The organism is Acidovorax sp. SUPP1855, from assembly GCF_030158955.1.
Lineage (GTDB): Bacteria > Pseudomonadota > Gammaproteobacteria > Burkholderiales > Burkholderiaceae_C > Paracidovorax.
Genome location: NZ_BQXI01000037.1, coordinates 1 through 18,229 on the forward strand (window position 1 = coordinate 1; position 18,229 = coordinate 18,229).

Genomic DNA, 18,229 nt, shown 5'->3' on the forward strand with positions numbered 1-18,229 from the left:
GGGCCTGCAAGGCCCCTCATGCACCCAGGCGCAGACCGCTGCTGGGCCTCATCACGCTCAAACGGCTGCTGGCGCCCACTCATTCCTGTTCGGATTCGTCAAACATGGGGTTGTGAGAGGCTCCCTACTACCTCGAGGAGATCACGCCATTGCTTCAGCGCCTGGAGCGGGCCACGGTCAATGTGATGGCGTTCAAAGGGCGCGGCGGCGGGTTGGCTTTGTCGGTGGGCGCTTCGATCGGTGCGTATTGGCTCATCCCCCGCCTGCCTGCATTCACCCGGGCGCATGGAGAAATTGCGCTGAGCTTGAGCACACGCGTGGGCCCCGCCGACTTCAAGGCTGGCACCATCGATGCTTCCCTGGAATTCGGCGATGGCCAGCGCGCCGGGCTATGCTGCGACTTCGTGGCGGCACTGGACCTCGCACCCTATGCTGCACCTACCTGGGTGGCGCGCCACGGCACGCAGATCGGGGCAGCAACGCCCGGTTCGGGGCTGCTGCATCACCACACACTGCCGGATGCCTGGGAGCAGTGGTTTTTGGCGGAGCAAATCGACGCCGCTCCCGGCCGCACCGGCCCCCGATTCGAGATCATGTCCATGGCACTGAATGCCGCCGTGGCGGGCCTGGGCGTGGTCCTGCTGCCGGACTACATGGCCGAAGACATGGTGCAGGCCACGCGGCTTGTGCGCCTGTCTTCGCGCACATGGCGCAGCCCCAAGGGCTACTATCTGGTTTATCCGGAAGAGTCGGTGCAATCACCGACCCTGCAGACCTTTAGGAGCTGGCTGCTGGATTCAGCGCAGCAGCGTTGATGGGAAGCCACCAGCCAGCGCGCTCACTCTGCTGCCGCGAATGGGCTCGACGAGCCCAACCCCTCTGTCACCCCTTCGGACAAGGATCAGGGCATTCCGCAGAAGACGACATGGCCTCGCCCGGACTTCCTACAAGGCGCGACTGACAACGCAAGGAAGCTCTGGACTTCATCAAACGGAGTCTTCAGATGCGAAAAATGATTCTCATGGCTGTCGCTGGCTATCTCTGGAAAAAATACCAGTCTCGCAAGACGACAGGTAGCACAACCACCCCATCACGCGGGTAAGCAGGGCGGTCCATGCTGCCGTAGCTCATGGGTTCCTGCTGGGCTTAGGCTTCAGTTGTGATGGCTCCCAACACCGCTTTCAGATAGGCGGCGGTGCGAGACCCTGCGCAGCGTGCCACCTCCGGCGGAGTCCCGCTCGCCACGATGCGCCCGCCCTGGGCCCCTGCCCCCGGACCGATGTCGATCACCCAATCGCTGGAGGCGACGAAATGCATGTCGTGCTCAACCACTACCACTGTGTTACCTGACTGCACGAGAGCATCCAACTGGGACAGCAGGCGGTCCACATCGGCAGGATGCAAACCGGTGGTCGGCTCGTCCAGCAGATACAGCGTGTGCCCACGTTGCGTGCGCTGCAATTCGGTGGCGAGCTTGATGCGTTGTGCTTCGCCACCCGACAGCTCCGTGGCGGGCTGGCCAAGGCGCAGGTAGCCGAGACCGATGTCGCGCAGGACTTGCAAAGACCGGAACACACTGGGTTCGTCCACGAAGGTTTCGCATGCTGCGTCCACGGTAAGTGCCAGCACGTCTGCAATCGACAGTCCGTTCCAGGTAATGGCCAATGTCTGGGGGTTGTAGCGTGTTCCGTGGCAAGTGGGGCAAGGCGCATAGACACTGGGCAGAAAGAGCAACTCCACGCTGACGAAACCTTCGCCCTCGCAGGTGGGGCACCGCCCTTTCGCAACATTGAAAGAAAAACGACCTGCGTCGTACCGTTTCTTTCGTGCAGCAGGTGTGGCCGCAAACAACTTTCGCACGGCATCGAAAAGGCCCGTGTAAGTGGCCAAATTGGAGCGGGGTGTGCGTCCAATGGGTTTCTGATCCACCCGCACCAGCCTGCGCACCTGATCGGTTGCACCACCCAGTCGGCCCACGGTGGGAATGGCCCCACCCAACTCAAGAGTAGCGCCCGGATCATCATCGCCGGCAGCCGCATCGGGCGGCCCCTCCGGCATGCCACCGTCCTCGGGCGCCGACATGGGCTGCCCCAGATGGGCGCTGACCAGTTCCAGAAGCGCTTGGCTGACTAGACTCGACTTGCCTGACCCTGAAACACCGGTTACGGCAGTCAGGCAGCCGATGGGGAAAGCAGCATCCACCCCCCGCAAATTGTGGCGATGCACACCCTCCAATGTCAGCCAGGCTTGCGGTGTTCGCCGGACGCGGCGATCACATGCAACGTCTGCGAAAAGATACCGGCGTGTCTGGGATTGCAGCACGCCGGCCAATCCTTGCGGCGGGCCACTGTAAAGCACTTGGCCACCTTGTTCTCCGGCGTCCGGCCCCACATCCACTAGCCAGTCGGCACGGCGCATGGTGGCGATGTCGTGTTCCACCACGAAGATGGAGTTGCCGGCGGCTTTCAGACGCTCCAGCGCCGTCAGCAACGATTCGCTGTCGGCGGGATGCAGGCCGGCAGAAGGCTCGTCCAGCACGTAAACGACTCCGAAGAGTTGCGATGCGAGCTGGGTCGCCAAGCGCAACCGCTGCAACTCGCCAGGCGACAGGGTGGGGGTGGCGCGGTCGAGCGACAGATAGCCCAGTCCGAGGTCCGTCAACGCCCGAACACGGCCCAGTAGCTCCTGCGCAATGCGCTGAGCGGCCAATTGCTTTTCCGCCGACAGGTTGGGCGTACGGCGGATGTCGGGCGCGCCCGCGTGGCCCGACGCTCCTGCCGCTTCGCGCATTGCGGCCGCACGCATGCGAGCCGCTTTCGACAAACTGGCGCCCGCACTTTCCGAGGGCCCAATGGATGGCACACCCTCGGCCATCGGGCCAAGTACATCGGCCAATGCGGACAGGGACAGGTGCGTGAGGTCGCCGATGTCCAGCCCGCAAAAAGTGACGGACAAGGCCTCCGGCTTGAGACGTTTTCCATGGCACACGGGACAGGGCGTGCCCACCATGAACTGGGCCACCTTGCGCTTCATCATGGCGCTCTGGCTGGTGGCGAAAGTCTGCATCACGTAGCGGCGAGCGCCGGTGAAGGTACCCATGTAGCTGGGCTGCTGCTTGGCGCGTCGCGCCCGGCGTACCTCTTCAGTCGTGAAGCCTGCGTACACAGGGACTGTCGGCTGCTCGTCGGTGAAGAGAATCCAGTCTCGCGTCTTGCGCGGCAGATCTCGCCAAGGCACATCAATGTCGTGCCGCAGCGTGGTCAGGATATCGCGCAGGTTCTGCCCTTGCCAGGCGCTGGGCCAAGCCGCCACAGCCCGCTCGCGCAGGGTGAGTGAATCGTCGGGCACCATCGAGGCCTCGGTCACCTCGTAGATGCGGCCCAAGCCGTGGCAGTGCGGACAAGCGCCCTGTGGGGTGTTGGGCGAAAAGTCTTCCGCGTACAGCATGGGCTGCCGGAGTGGGTAAGTTCCAGCGCGGGAGTACAGCATGCGCACCAGGCTGGAAATAGTGGTCACGCTGCCCACGGATGATCGTGCGGTGGGCGTGCCCCGTTGCTGCTGCAGGGCCACAGCGGGCGGCAAACCCTCGATGGCATCGACCTGAGGCACACCCACCTGGTCGATCAAACGACGCGCATAGGGCGCCACCGACTCAAAATACCGGCGCTGCGCCTCCGCATAGATGGTGCCGAAAGCCAGCGAAGACTTACCGGAGCCCGAGACGCCCGTGAACACCACGATGGCATTGCGGGGAATCTCGACATCCACATTCTTCAGGTTGTGCTCCCGTGCGCCGCGCACAAGAACGAATCCATCGTGGTTATTCGCCTGCTTCAATTGGTTTGGCATAGGATGGGTTGTCGTTACCGTTGATTTGCCAGCGAGGTGTTGCACAAAAGGAGAAATGGTCAGCGCTCGCCACGATCGGCAAAATCCACGCATCGTTCACTTTGGCATCTGAACTGCCCATGTCCGACCATACCCTTGATACGTCCTCGCTCGCCTTGATTGACACCTGCTCGGAAGCTGCGCTGACGCTGCTGGAGAGCAATCTCACCCAGCATGGCATTTTGGCGGCAAGCCGCACCGCAGCTGCGGAGGCGCGACGCTACACGCGCATCTTTGGGCGGGATGCGGCCATTTGCGTGATGGCCATGTGCGGCAGCGGGGTGCCGGCCCTCGAACAAGGCGCGGTGGCCAGCCTGGATGCGCTGGCGGCGAAGCAGGCTCCCAACGGGCAGATCCCAAAGTATGTGGACCCGGAAGGCCATGATGCGGACTTTTGGTACCTGGGCTGCATCGACGCCACGTTGTGGTGGCTGATCGCGGTGGACCACGTGCGACGGCACGGCGAGGTTGGGACCGACCACTGGGCCAGCGAAGTCGACCGCGCGCTCGGATGGCTGCTGGCGCAAGAGCACCAGCACTTTCGACTGTTGCAGCAGAACGAGGCAAGCGACTGGGCGGACATCATGCCGCGCTCGGGATATGTGCTCTACACCAATGCACTGTGGTTCGACGTGAAGCGCCGTTTCGCGCTGTGCCATGCGGACGAGACGCAGCACCACTTCAACCATCTCTTCAATCCGTTCCAGCGCGATCTTCACCAGTACCACCGCGCCCGCCTGCTCCAGCACTACGCGCGCCGTGGCCGGCGTGACCGTGGGCTCTACCTGAGCTTCGTGAATCTGGCGGTCGTGGGGGACGAGGGTGATGTGTTCGGCAATTTGCTGGCCATCCAATGCGGCCTGGCCGACGAGGCCATGTCGCACAGCATCACGAACGCGATCGGGGCCGCGCGGGCCAGCGATCCTTATCCGGTGCGGGTGGTGCTGCATCCCCTGTCGGAACAGCACGATCTCTGGCGAGCCTACATGGGACGGCATCGACAGAACCTTGCACACCAATACCACAACGGAGGTATCTGGCCCTTCGTCGGTGCTTTCTGGGTCATGGCACTGACGAAGGTGGGCCTGCAAGCAGAAGGCTGGGCCGAACTGGTCAAGCTGGCGCGCACGAACGAACTCGACAATTGGCGCTTCACCGAGTGGTTCCACGGCCGCACGCTGGCGCCGCTCGGTATGGCCGGGCAGAGTTGGAATGCAGCCACCTTCCTGATGGCCCGGCGTGCGCTGCAGGGTCAAGAGACGGCTTGGTGACAGGGGCTTGCTGAAGGTTGGCCGGGCAGGCATCTTGGTGCCGAGTCCCGCGCGCCACCCATGGCCAGCAGCGGCGCGGAGCTTCCAAGATATATTCCGCAGCAGCACTGCGCCCGAGGCAGTTGCACCGGCCGTCTCGGCCAGCCTGACAGCGCCAGGGGACGCGCGACCATGAGCGCCGCAGTGAACTCTCCATCCCCTCCCTCCCAAGCCAGCGCCCTATCAAGCGATGCAAAGGCCGACACCGACAACACGTCGGTCGGCTACAGCGATGCCGTGCTGGGCATCGCATCCTGGCCAGGCACCACCATGGCCTGGCGTTTTTTGCCTGCCAGTGCCGAGACCACGGGCGCCACATTGGCGGTGAACATCGCCATGCATCCCGAAGGCCTGCTGCCCGCACCCACAGCGGCGGGTGATGCGGCGGCAGCCACAGCCAGCGAAGTCGCAACCCGCTTCGAAGCCATCATGTGGCAGTTGGCACAGCTGGACATGCAACTGACCCTCGCCACCTCGCTGAACCAGCCGGCTGGCGGCACGCCGATCCAAATGCCGGTGGAAATCCCGCCGCTGCGCGCCCATGCCGCAGCGTGCCACGCATTCAGCCAAGCGGCTGCAACGCTGGGCGTGGCCATGGCCGACCCCGTCGCAGCAGCCACGCCGGCCGATGTCTCTGCGCACTACGGTGTGGATTGGCAGGCGATGGGCTTGACCGCTCGAGACCGCACGATTGGCACCCTGGTGCACCTACCACCTGAGGGCCTGTGGATGCCCAGCTATGCCGCTTTCGTGGCCGGTGGCACCGTGGCAGCGCTGGTGGCCGAGGACCTGGACCCTGCTGCCGTGATGACCGACCCGAACAACATCTCACTGCCGCTGAACCCCGGCATCGAGTTGGCGATTCCGACCACCGACCGGACACAACCCAACGGCGGCCTGCCGCTGTCGGCACTCGCCGCCACGCTGCACCTGACTCCGGCCAGCCTGGTGGCGGCCAACTGCGCCCGCCCCGCTCTGCTGGCGCCGGGTTTTGTCTTCGAAGCCGAAGGCGTGGCGGTGCAAGTTCCGGCCGAAGGCGATCCAGGCGCCGATGCCTGCTTGAACGACATCGCGCACCTCTTTTCAGACAAAGGTGTACCGATTGAAGCGGCCATGATCGCCCTGGCCAACGCAGACAAGCCAGGCATGTTCCGCCCCAGTATCACGCTGGCAGTGGACCGCAGGCTGATCGAAGCCGGCTGGACGCTGGCGGACAACCCCACCGGCATTGCCATGGGCGCGCTGGCCAGACTCAATGTCAGTACGGTGGATCTGCTCCCTGCAGGTTCAGCGCTTTTGCTCAAAACCACGCTGACCACAGGCCTGGATGCAGAGCCGCTCGGCGCCTTGGCCCACGCCCATGCCATCGGACCGGGCGATCTGCTGCGCCACAACGCGGGACTGGCGGCGCGCGACTTTCCTGTGCCCGGCTTGGCGGCATGGCCTGGCACATCCCTTTCGCTGCGCATTCCCTACCGCGTTCGCACTGGTCAAACACTGTCCGCCATTGCTGCGCTGTTTGTGTCCGCCGCCGCGCCCGCCACAGAGCAAACAGACGAACAGGCATTGTGCGAAACCAACCGTTCCATGCCCGCCACGCTGGCGCCAGGCCAGGTCATCACCGTCGCAGGCCAACCACTGACCACCCAGGCCGGCGACAGCTTCGACGCGCTGATCGCGCGCGCCAACCCAGCCGTCACCCTGGACGAATTTGCCACGGCCATCGCCACCGACCCCGAAGCACTGGCCGCTGGCGCGCTGCTACTTTGTCCACCTGCTTTTTTGGCAAGCCCTACCACGCCAAAGGATCTGGCTACCGCTTATGGCCTGACTGCGACAGCACTGCTCAGCGCCAATGCGGCCACGCCGAAGCTGATCGTGCCAGGCCTCGTGCTCAAGCCATCGCAAGTCGCCGATGGGCCTACCATTGAGACCGCGCAAGGCGACAGCATCCATGCCATCATCCGCCGCTTCGCATTGGCCGGGATGGACGTCACCATCGAGGACTTGGTCCGCGCGAATCAGAGCACCGCTTTTCTGGCAGCCCGCGCGCAATTGCTTCTGCCGCCGGTCGATACGGTACTGAACGCCGCCTTCGGCACTGGCGGCTGGCAATTGCCGGCAGCGATTTTTCCTTTGCGTACCTGGGTCACGCTGAAGCGCGACGCTGACCAGGTACTACCGGCGTTGCGTGGCACCACAGAAGCGCCCGGCGCGGCAGTGCAGGACAGCAGCGTGGTGGCGGCGGTGGGCAACGGCATTGGCGATGGCCAAGAAAGCAACGCTGTCGCGCTGGACCAGTTGGCTGTTGCCATCGAGAGCACTGTGATCGGCCTGAAGATGACCACGGAGCATGGCACTGCCCCCGCCGATGTATGGGGTGTCTCTTTCGTCGACCCTGGTGGCATCGCCGAAGTAAAGGTGTCGCCACAGGCCAGCGTGCCTGGCGTCGAAGGGCTCCAGCCTCTGAGCTTCGCGCTGCGCCCTCTGTCAAACACGTTGGAGCACGCGACTGGTGTCGAGATCCGATCCATTGACGAGACCACCGGCGGCTGGGGTGCCTCCACTGTCAACGATTACCAGGGCATTGACCTGGAGGCCTGGGTGCGCATCTGGTTGGCGGGATTGGACCAGCTTTGCACTGACCGCTATGCCGTGCCCGCTGCACAAGTGGCGCCCGAAGCGCTCGCTCGGCTGATGACCGCCAAGAAGGTTCTGGCCCGCGCCGTGGCAAACGGGCTTTCCCCCGTCCTGGTGATCCAGGAGACAAGCATTGGTGCCCTCGATTCGGAGGCATGGCAAGCGGCTCGCGAAGCACTGCAACAGCGCCTGCAGGACCAGTTGCTGAGTGGCTACGACACCGCTGCCATCCTGCAGTTCAATGCCGCTGTCACATCCCCAGCCACCGCGTCCATGGCACGGCTCTGGGGGACTGGGCACGTGGGCAATCCACAGGCTGCAGGCGCACACGACTCCGTCTCCGAAGATCCAGGCGCGTGGAAAATCTGCCAGTTGGGAAATGCCGCGACCGCCCTGGCCAACACCCGCAAAGGCACTGTCTCCTTCCCGCTGGATGTTGACCAGCCCGCCTTCCACCGAGCGGTGGCACTGCAACCAGACTATGCCATCCATGACATGGAGGTCGCCGGCGAGCTTTCGGACAACGACAGTGGCACGCCAAAGCGACTGAGCTTCTTGCGCGACTTCGAACGGTTCCCACCCGCGGCCTTCAGCGCGCCGCTGGGCACGACGGTCATACCGGTGCCGCTGCGCGCCTGCCCCAACCCGCCGCTCGCGGTCTCGCATCAGGCCGAAGGGCCGACCGACCCAGCCACGCTGGCAGAGGCTCTGCACTGGTCTTATGTGTTCATCCATGCCCATGACAACGCAGCACAAGACCAAGCCCTCATCGAGATTGAATTCAACGGTCAGCCGCCCGTTGCCACCGACCTCGGGAACCGGGGTGACAACGCGCTGTTCCAGGCCCTGGCGCAGTACACGGCCGTGCAGGAACCCCTTTGGGCCATCCTTGGGCAACTGCAAGTGCCCAGCGTTTCGCCGAAGGACCCGGTGCTCGTGACAGCACTCCATACCTACGCCGACCTGGCCGAACGTGTGGGCGCACTCTGGTCGGATTGGTGGCCCAGCCATGATTCGCAGGACTCGCCCCCTGCCACGCACCGCATGGACGGACATCGGGCGCCACACCTTTCCGGCAGCGCCGAAAGTGCCGCGCATGGCGTCTCCATGCCAGGCTCGACCGATGCGAGTGTGCCGCATGAGCGCTATCAATACCTGGCAACGCTGCACGCCACCACAGCCGCTGGCGACGGGACCAATCAACCTGCCTACTGCAAACTGACGCTGCAGCGGCTGCAAGCCGATGGACCCGCAGCATGGCCAGAGATCACCATCCTCTGCGCAGACGGCGCGAACGTCCCGCTGATCGGAGTAGAGCCGGTGGGCCAGAGTCGTGACTACAACTTTCCTGCGGGTGAAGGCGTGCCCAATGTGCCGGCTTTTACCCCTGTGTCGTGCCAATGGACGCTTTCCGGTCTGCACGTGGCTCGCTATCAACGGGCCAACGCTACCGTGGCCGTCATACGCAATGCGCAATTGCTGGGCACCGACGGTGCCCTGACCTGCCCGGCCTTTGTCTACCGAACCCCGCAGAGGGGGTTTTCAGAACCGCTGATCCCACTCATCCGCATCGATACCCCGCTGCCCATCGGCATCTGGACCAACGACGTGGCCACCAACCCACTGACGTCACTGTTCAACGCGTTGTTCGACAGCAATGAAACGGGTCGCGAGATCATGGTCCGAACCACCTATGGCTACCGTGTCGCAAGCTCCCCGCCGGCCATTGAAACCCTGACTCCGGTGATGTTCCTCTCACTCTCTGAATTCAATGCGACCAGCACGGTGCAGAGCATCATCGGCGCGTTCGAAGCCTGGAGAACCAATACGGGCACCCCAACCTATGGGGGGTTTCTGAGCTTCGAGATCAGCTTGTACGCCCATGCTGGTCTGGTGCACCGTCAGCCCTTGGTGGTACTGCAGCAAATTGTTTCAGCGCTTGCATGAAGGACGGACGGCGAGGCAAAGTCATCCACGTCAGGCGCACACGCGAATTTTTGATCGAAGCGAACGGCACAGTCGACTTGATCCACAGACAGGAATCAAACCTTGCAACGTCTTCCATGCACCAGATGCGGCGACTCCATTCACCCCGATACGGCAGCAAGCAACGATGGCCTGTGCATGCCTTGTGTGCGAGGTAATACCCGCTCCATTGAAGAGCGTCGCGAGGAACATCGGCAGCGCCGCGAGGCCGAGCGTGCCGATCGAGAATCCCCGGAACACCTGTATTGGATTGCCCTCGTCGACCGGGTGTACAAAGGCGAGGGCTTTGAATCGCTCTCGCATGGCGACCAGCTTTATTACTTGCTCAGCGTCCTTTCTGGCGAGGTCCACAACGGAGGCTTCGATCAGTTCTTCTCCAACTCCAGCGGTAACCACTACCGCGAAACCGTCGATGCGCTCAAGGAGATCGGGGATACCGTGGCCCTAGACCTTCTATTACAGGCAAAGGCTGCGGTATTCGGTGACGCACCAGTACCCGCCAACCGAGTGGCTCGCTTCGACCTCATGCGCACGGCATCGGAAGACCACCCTGAATATGAAATTGCGAACCAGGCGCTCGATGGCCTGGACCGGCGCTTTTGGCGCCATGCGGAGCAGTTCGGTGCACAGCTCGAGAATTTGGCCGAGTCCCATCAGCTGTACAAAATGACCTGACCTCTCAGGCCCAAGGTCACGATCGCCGTGGCCGCCATGGATGTCCCATGGCCGCGATGCAGACACCCATCGGTGATCGGGGAATGGTTTTTGACTTCGCGGCCAGGAAAGCGCTACGTCACCTGGCCCGGAATGCTTTGCCGTGCGGACAGCCGGGCAGGCGATAGCCCTTCCACCACCAAGCCCTCACGCACCAATTCCTCAGGCAGTGGCTCGCCGCGCAGCAATTGCCGAGCAAGCAGCGACGCGCCAGCAGCACTCTGAATGCCATACCCGCCCTGCCCTGCCAGCCAGAAAAAGCCCGGCACGTGGTTGTCCCACCCGATGACCATGTCGCCATCCGGCACAAATGAGCGCAGCCCCGCCCAGGTATGGGATGGGCGGCGGATCTGGAAAGTCGTCATTTCCTCGATGTGATAGATGCCGGTGGCCACATCCAGCTCTTCGGGCACCACGTCGTGCGGATGGGTGGGGTCGGCATTGGCAGGGGAACCCAGCAACTGGCCTGCATCGGGCTTGAAGTAAAAACTTTCGTCGATGCCCACCACGGCCGGCCAGTGCGTGGCATCCAGGCCCTCGGGCACGGCGAAGGTGAAGGCGGTGCGCCTGCGCGGCTCCAATCCGATGGGCGGCACGCCGGCGAGGCCTGCCACCACATCGGCCCAGGCGCCCGCCGCGTTGACGATGTTTCCGGCCTGCAGCTGCCGGCCATCTGCCAGTGTGACCCGCCAACCGCCGCCCTGGCGCTGCAGAGCCGTTACCTCGGCATGGGTCAGCACCTGACCACCACGCTGCCGCAGCCCACGCAGATAGCCCTGGTGAAACGCATGCACGTCGATGTCGGCTGCGTCGGGCTCGCGCATGCCTGCAGCCACGGCATCGGGCCTTAGGCATGGCAGTTGGGCCAGCAGTGCTGCCTTTTCCATCCATTCCACATTGGGCGATGCGGCCCGGGCTTCGTCATAAGTATGCTGCAGCAGGTCCAGTTGGTCAGGCCCCGCCACATAGACCACGCCACGGGGCGAGAGGATGGGGTCCGCTCCGAACTCGGGCGGCGGCGCGTCATAGAAAGCGCGGCTTGCTCGTGTGAGCGCCTGGATATTGGGGGTTCCATAGGTGGCCATGTAAAGCGCCGCGGAACGCCCTGTGGTGTGATAACCAGGCTGCGATTCACGCTCCAGCAGCAGCACGCCGGGGCGTTCGTTCTCGCCCTCCCGATTGACCAATTGCCAGGCCAGCGAGGCACCTGCAATGCCTGCGCCGATGATGATGTAGTCCACTGATTGCATGATTTCATGCTCCCCCATCACACCGCAGACACCTTCACCGCCGAGGCCGCTCGGTCATCGCGCGGCAGGCTGCGGACATCGCGTGGATCGGGTGCGCCGGTCACGATCGAGGTCAGTGCGGGCTCCATACGGGTTGCCACCAACTTGGCCAGGTCCGGCCTTGGGCGGTGAAGCCCGGCGATGCCCTTGAAGGCCTGCTCCATCGCATGGCCCACGCCCAGCGTGTGGCGGTCTGCCCGAAAGCGCCCCACGATCTGCAGGCCGAAGGGCATGCCCGCGTCGTCCAGCCCGCAAGGCAGGCTCAGCGAGGGGTGTGTGGTGAGCGTGGTCACATAGGTCAGTGCCAGCCAGCGGTAGTAATTGGCCTGTGGCTCGCCGTTGATGTGGCTGGCAAACAGCTGCGTCCATGCGAAGGGAGACACGGGCGTGGTAGGGGAAAGGATCACGTCGTATTGCTCGAACAGCGCCTGAAACCGCGCCAGAATGCGCGTTTGCTCGGCCTGTGCCCAGGCGCTGTCCAGCAGCGTCATGGCGGCACCCATTTCGTAGTTGGCACGGGTGTTGGGCCCCAGGCTGTTCGGGTCGCGCTGGTAGGCTTCGCGCATGCCGGCCACGAAGGCCTCGGCGCGCAGTACGTCGAAGCAGCGGTGCACGTCGCCCAGGTCCATGTCGATCGCGTCGCAGGTGCCGAACAAATGCTTCATGGCTTGCACCTTGGTGCGAAACACGGCGCGGATGCCGTTGTCCACCGCGCAGGCACCAAAGTCCTCCGTGATCGCCACGCGCAGGCGGCCCAGGTCCACCGTTTCGGGGAACTGAAAGCTCGTGGGGTCCAGCGGGTAGCTCAGCGGATCGCCGGCCGACATGCCCGCCGTCGCGGCCAGTTGCAGGCAAGCTTCTTCCACCGTGCGGCCCATTGGGCCCACAACGGAGATGGGCGTCCAGCCCAGCAGCTTGCGTGAACTCGGCACCACACCGGGTGAAGGCCGAAAACCCACCACGCCGCAGATGGAGGCGGGAATGCGCAGCGACCCGCCCGTGTCCGAGCCTGTGCACACGGGCAGCATGTCGCAGGCAAGCGCCGCAGCCGAGCCGCCCGATGAGCCCCCGGCATTCAGCGCAGGATTGAACGGGTTACCCGTGGCCCCCCACACGGTGTTGCGCGAGTTGGCGCCGGCACCCATTTCGGGAATGTTGGTTTTACCCGCCACGATGGCGCCTGCGGCTCGCAGGCGTGCCACCAGCACGTTGTCTTGCATAGGAATGTGGTCGCGATAGATTTCCGAGCCATAGGTGGTCAGTAGCCCAGCTGTGGCTTCCAGATCCTTTACGCCCAGCGGCAGGCCATGCAGCAGGCCTAACGGCTCGCCGCGCAGCACGGCCTCCTCGGCCACCCTGGCCTCAGCGCGGGCGCGGTCGTAGCAGGTGGCCGTGATGGCGTTGACAGACGGGTTCAACGCCTCGATGCGTTCGATGCAGGCGTCCAGCAGTTCCACCGGCGATACCTCTCGGCTGCCGATGCGGTGACGCAGTTCGTTGGCGGTCAACTCGACCAGCGTGCTGGGGGTGGTCATGGGGTACTCGTCTCCTTGTCGATTTGGCAGTGCGTATCCGGCAGTGCGTGTCCATTCGTTATCCATGATGTCTGCAAAACAGCGCCAGCCTCTGAACCTGCGGCAGTCCAAAGCAGTGGCCGCAGCGCAAAGTCTTTCTGCCGCACTGGCACCGTCCTACCCGATGGCACAGGGGAGTACAGCGCGGAGTGGCTCTCAATCGGCCGTGATGCTTGCTCGCTGGGCAATGGCGCGCATCAGGGGCAGTTCCCTGTCGATCAACTCGGCCACCGTTTTGGACGAAGCATAGGCAGGTTCGAATCCCACGGCGATCATCTTGTCGCGGGCTTCCGGGTCCGACACCACCTGGGCCAGGGTCAACTCCAGCCGCGACTTGACGGCGGGCGGCAGCCCGCGCGGCGCCACCATGGCCAGCCAAGTGTCCATCTCCAGGCCGGGGTATCCGCTTTCCACCAGCGTGGGGACCTTGGGCAGCAGGGCCGAACGTTTGCCCGCCGTGACGGCAATGGCCTTGATCTTGCCGTCCTTGAGCTGCGGCAGCGCCGCCGACACGGTATCTACCGTGAACGGAATCTGCCCACCCATCAGGTCCGTCATGGCTGGCGCACTGCCTTTGTAGGGCACGTGCTGAATCTTCAAACCCGCAGCGTGAAAGAACATCTCGCCTGCAAACTGCGACGTGGTGCCCGCGCCAAAGGAGCCATAGGAATATTTGTCGGGTGCGGCCTTCACCAAAGCCACGAACTGCTTCACGTCAGCCGCCGGCACGTCCTTGTTGGCCAAGAGGATCAGGCTGGTGCGTCCGGCAATGCCGATGGGCTCGAAGCTCTTGACCGGGTCGTAGGGCAGCTTGGGGCGCACCGCAGGGTTCACGGTAAAGGTCGTGCCTGAACTCATGAGCAACGTGTAGCCGTCGGGCGTTGCCTTGGCCGCATAAGCAGCCCCAATGGTGGTGCCCGCCCCGGCGCGGTTGTCGATGACCACGCTTTGCCCGAGCAGATCTCCCATCTTCTTGCCAATCAGCCGGCCCAGTACGTCAGTGGCGCCGCCGGGCGGAAACGGAATCACCAGCGTGATGGGCTTGGTAGGGAATGGCGCCTCCTGTGCCATGGCAGGGGCCCACGAAGCCACGCCCAGGGCACAGATCACAGCGGACAAAAGCAGCTTCTTGCGGTTCATGACATTCGCTCCAAGGGTCAAAAAAAGGGGATAGCAACAAAAAAGAGACGCCGAGAAAGGCCGCAGCCGCACCCCGCGTCAGTCACGCGCGGCAAGCAAAGCCCGCCCGCGCTCCACGAAGCCCTGGTACTGCGCATCGGGCACCAAGAGCCCACCAGTGGTCCACACGAGGTGGGTGGCCTGGGGCAGCACTTCGCCCACGCCGGTGCTGCGCAGCCAAGCCTGCCCCGCGTCGGTGCCAGTCAGCATGCCGGGGCCGCTGAAGCCTGCCGCTGCAGAGGGCTCGATGCGCTCGCCCAGCGCATCCAGCACCTGCACCAAATGGACGAACAAGGTGTCGTCCGCCACCGTGAACACCCCGGACAGCAGCGGCGCCATCAATTCAGCCGCCAGCAACGAAGCGCGCGGCACGGCCAGCCCATCGGCCTCTGTCTGGTTGGTCAGGCCCCAGTCATATACAGAAGGGTGCGCTGAACCGCTTGCCAAGCCGGCTTGCCCACCCAGCATCTGCACCAGGAAACATGGCGACTGAACCGGCTCCGCGAAGAAGCAATGCACATGGGGTCCCAGCAACTGCCGCAGGCCAAAGGTGATGCCCGCAGGTGCTCCGCCCACCCCGCAAGGCAGGTAAACGATGAGGGGGTGACCGGCATCCACCACGATGCCCTGCTCTGCCAGCTGCTTTTGCAGATGCAAGGCCGCGGTGCTGTACCCCAGCAACAGCGAGAACGACTGCTCGTCATCCACGAAGTGGCACGTGGGATCGGCTCCGGCCTGGGAGCGACCGGCGGCCACTGCGCGCTCATAGTCGCCCGCATGCTCCACCACCAGCACGCCACGCTGGCGCAGACGCTCCTTTTTCCATTCCTTGGCGTCGGCCGACATGTGTACCGCCGCCTTGAATCCCAGGGCCGAGGCCACCACGCCGATGCTCAACCCCAGATTGCCGGTAGACCCCACTGCCACTTGGTAGCGTCCCAGCACTTCGCGTGCCGCAGTGCCGGCCAACGCAAGGTAGGCATGTTCGTCACTGCCCTGCGACACCAACCCATGCTTCAGCGCCAGCTGTTCGGCGAACTCCAGCACCTCATGCATCCCACCCCGCGCCTTGATGGAGCCCGCCACGGGCAGGCGGTGATCGGCCTTGATGAACAGGTTGCCCTGCCCTGGCTGCAGGCCGAGCACAGGCTTCAACGCGGCAGCCGGCAGCAGGGGCGACTCCACGACGCCCTCCGCGTCTGCCAATTCCGTAAACACCTGTGCCAGCAATGCCTCGAAACGTTTCAGGCGAGCGGCAGCGGTTTTCGTATCATCCAGACTAATGCTGCGCCCCAATGCTTCCAACGTGGCCGGTGGATGTGCCAAGCGTTCAGGATTGATCCACACGCACGGGTGGGCCTGCCGGAGGCGGATTGCCAAGGCGGCAACTCCAGCCTGCGGGGAACGGTCGATTGGATGGGACATATCGGGTTATGGCAGCAATGGGACGCGGTCTTCGGGCCGCCTTCCAAAGGTGGCCTGCAACGCATTCTTCGCCCGTCACCCCGTTGTCACAACGCATTTATAGTGGCGAACGCATTAGCCAAAGTAATGGACATCCACCTCTCCGCCTCCTTGCTCGCCTGGCTGCGCTGTTTTGATGCAGCCGCCCGCCATGGAAGCTTCACCAAGGCCGCTGCCGAACTTTGCATCACCCAAGGCGCCGTCAGCCAGCAGGTCAAGCACCTCGAAGACTGGCTGCACCGTCCGCTGTTCCTTCGCACACCGCGCGCACTGGTGCCCACGCCCGAGGGCCAGTGGCTGGCTGTGGTACTGCGCGAGAGCTTCACCGCGATCGAAAACACGCTGGCGCAGATGCGCCGGCCGCAGGAGGCCGCTACCGCCACCCTCAGTTGCTCACCGTCGTTCGCCATGAGCTGGCTCACGCCCCGGCTGGGTGAATTTTTCCGCCAGTATCCGAGCATGGGCCTGCGGGTGTTTGGCGAGTTCCACAGACTGGACCGCACCCGCATGGTGCGGGACGGTATCGAGGCCGCAGTGCGTTTCGATTTGGGGGGCTACCGTGATCTGAACGCAACGGTGTTTCTCGATGAGTGGCTCCTGCCCGTGGCGAGCCCCGAATTTTTGGCGCGGCATCCGCCCATCACATCCCCCCAGGACCTGCAGCGTGACTGGCTATTGCACGACGGCAGCGCATGGGATGGCGCCGACACGTACGAGGAATGGCAGCACTGGTTTACCCAAGTGGGGAGCACGCCCCCGCCGTGGGCGGGCGGCCAGCAATTCAACCTGTCGCAACTGGCTCAGGGCGCCGCCCTGGCCGGCCAGGGCATCGCCATGGGCCGGGCCGCACTGGTATTGCAGGACATCAAGGCAGGGCGTTTGGTGCCGGTTCTCCAGCGCAGCGTGCTGTCGCGCGCGTCTTACTCGTTTGTGACCACCGCGCATCCCAGCCCGGCCATGGAGCAGGTCCGGGAGTGGCTGGTAGAGGAGGGACGGGGATTTTGTGAGGAGCGGCGACAGGCGCTGCCTGCGCCGGCGCCCTAAAGCAAGCCCTTCACAGCTCCCGCACTTGCAGCGAAAGGTGTGCCGGCACACATCGTGCCGACGACAACGCAATTCTCCGAACCAGCATCGCTGACCGTTTCGGGTGATGTTGCTGCGATTGGGATCTGGCATCGAAGTGTCGACGAGCACTGTTCGGAATCAAAAGCGCGCTGCGCCTGCGTATCCGAGATCACGATGGATCACTCTGCACTTTTCAGCACAAGCAGCGGGGGGCGGAAAAGTCGATGACGCTTTTGATGATTTTTCGCATTTCGGTGATGAGCGGCCTCACATCGTCGCGCCGCCACTGCACGGTATAGGTCAGGGGTGTCAACGCATTGCCTGCAGACAGAATCCTCAGCATCCCGCGAGCTTGCAGCGCTTCGGCCCACCCGTGGGGCATGTACGTGAAGCCTAGGCCTTCGGCCACCATTCCCACCACCGCACCCCAACTGTTGCAGCTGAGCCGCCGCTCGACGCTCATCGATTGGCCGCTCAGCCATTCATCCAGAATGCGGGTAGCACCTGAGCCCTCAGGCAGGGCAATCAGCATCTGCTCGCGTACCAGCCGCTGCGGCAAGTCGGTACCGGCTTTCACGAGAAATGCCTCGCTTGCAGCCCAGACGAATCGCACCTGCGCTACGCGTTCGAAAGCCAAGGTACTGCGCGATGAGGGGCCTGCGATCACCACGCAGTCGAGTTCGCCATCCACGATGCGCTGCTCCAGCACTTGGCCAATGTCGGTATGCGGCTCCAACTGCAGCGCAGGATGCAGTTCGGCCACCTTCTGCACCAGCTTCGGCAGCCAGGTCAGTCCACTTAGTTCGCCGAAGCCAAGCCGGCAACGCCCTTGCAACCCAGTACTTTGACCGATGGCCTGCTGCAACTGGGCCGCGTCATGCAGCAACGCACGAACACGCGGCAACAGCAGTTCGCCATGGGGCGTCAACTCGGCTGACCGCCCGCTCCGGTCGAACAGCAGGGTCCCCAGCGAAACCTCCAATTCAGCAATGCGCTTGGACAGGGAAGAGATGGACAGGTGCACCCGTTCAGCCGCGACCGTGAAATTGAGACAAGTGGCGGCCCAGTAGAAGGCCTCGAGTTGCTTGAGAGTCATGAATTGAGTTTACGAAAAGCGAAA

11 protein-coding genes are annotated in these 18,229 nt (G+C 63.8%); 5 read left to right on the top strand and 6 right to left on the bottom strand.

All coding sequences use genetic code 11. The features are described 5' to 3' along the window. Positions 1-149: 149 nt before the first annotated feature. Entirely contained in the window at positions 150-815 is a 666-nt protein-coding gene (locus tag AVMA1855_RS22975) for a LysR substrate-binding domain-containing protein (protein ID WP_284427455.1), read from the top strand. A 331-nt stretch (positions 816-1,146) separates the two neighbouring features. On the opposite strand, the gene AVMA1855_RS22980 is transcribed toward AVMA1855_RS22975, so the two are convergent. Then, positions 1,147-3,849, bottom strand: a complete 2,703-nt coding sequence (locus tag AVMA1855_RS22980) for an excinuclease ABC subunit UvrA (RefSeq protein WP_284427456.1) — start codon at positions 3,847-3,849, stop codon at positions 1,147-1,149. Positions 3,850-3,968: 119 nt separating this feature from the next. Here AVMA1855_RS22980 and AVMA1855_RS22985 point away from each other — a divergent pair, with 119 nt between their 5' ends. From AVMA1855_RS22985 to AVMA1855_RS22995, 3 genes are all read left to right on the top strand, one after another. Continuing rightward, positions 3,969-5,159, top strand: coding sequence for an amylo-alpha-1,6-glucosidase (locus tag AVMA1855_RS22985; protein ID WP_284402989.1), 1,191 nt, complete (start codon positions 3,969-3,971; stop codon positions 5,157-5,159). A 171-nt stretch (positions 5,160-5,330) separates the two neighbouring features. Further along, positions 5,331-9,785 (top strand): LysM peptidoglycan-binding domain-containing protein, encoded by a 4,455-nt coding sequence (locus AVMA1855_RS22990; protein ID WP_284427457.1) that lies wholly within the window; start codon positions 5,331-5,333, stop codon positions 9,783-9,785. Between the two features lie 102 nt (positions 9,786-9,887). Next, positions 9,888-10,499 carry a DMP19 family protein gene (locus tag AVMA1855_RS22995; RefSeq protein WP_284402987.1) on the top strand — a complete coding sequence of 204 codons (612 nt, stop codon included), beginning with the start codon at positions 9,888-9,890 and terminating at the stop codon, positions 10,497-10,499. Positions 10,500-10,612: 113 nt separating this feature from the next. Here AVMA1855_RS22995 and AVMA1855_RS23000 read toward each other — a convergent pair whose 3' ends face one another. The 4 genes from AVMA1855_RS23000 to dsdA all read right to left on the bottom strand — a co-directional run bounded on the left by AVMA1855_RS23000 (position 10,613) and on the right by dsdA (position 16,005). Next, positions 10,613-11,788 carry an NAD(P)/FAD-dependent oxidoreductase gene (locus AVMA1855_RS23000; RefSeq protein ID WP_284427458.1) on the bottom strand — a complete coding sequence of 392 codons (1,176 nt, stop codon included), beginning with the start codon at positions 11,786-11,788 and terminating at the stop codon, positions 10,613-10,615. A 17-nt stretch (positions 11,789-11,805) separates the two neighbouring features. Then, positions 11,806-13,362: an amidase gene (locus AVMA1855_RS23005; protein WP_284427459.1), complete on the bottom strand. Its 1,557-nt coding sequence runs from the start codon at positions 13,360-13,362 to the stop codon at positions 11,806-11,808. 195 nt (positions 13,363-13,557) lie between these two features. Beyond that, the gene (locus tag AVMA1855_RS23010; protein WP_284427460.1) at positions 13,558-14,541 is read right to left on the bottom strand and encodes a Bug family tripartite tricarboxylate transporter substrate binding protein; all 984 of its coding nucleotides are present in this window, start codon (positions 14,539-14,541) and stop codon (positions 13,558-13,560) included. A gap of 78 nt (positions 14,542-14,619) precedes the next feature. After that, a complete protein-coding gene (gene dsdA / locus AVMA1855_RS23015; RefSeq protein WP_284427461.1) occupies positions 14,620-16,005 on the bottom strand; it encodes a D-serine ammonia-lyase in 1,386 nt (461 codons plus the stop codon). 126 nt (positions 16,006-16,131) lie between these two features. Here dsdA and AVMA1855_RS23020 point away from each other — a divergent pair, with 126 nt between their 5' ends. Then, positions 16,132-17,088, top strand: a complete 957-nt coding sequence (locus AVMA1855_RS23020; RefSeq protein WP_284427462.1) for a LysR substrate-binding domain-containing protein — start codon at positions 16,132-16,134, stop codon at positions 17,086-17,088. Between the two features lie 214 nt (positions 17,089-17,302). Here the strand turns inward: AVMA1855_RS23020 and AVMA1855_RS23025 are convergent, their stop codons facing one another. Next, the gene (locus tag AVMA1855_RS23025) at positions 17,303-18,205 is read right to left on the bottom strand and encodes a LysR family transcriptional regulator (RefSeq protein WP_284427463.1); all 903 of its coding nucleotides are present in this window, start codon (positions 18,203-18,205) and stop codon (positions 17,303-17,305) included. Positions 18,206-18,229: the final 24 nt, after the last annotated feature.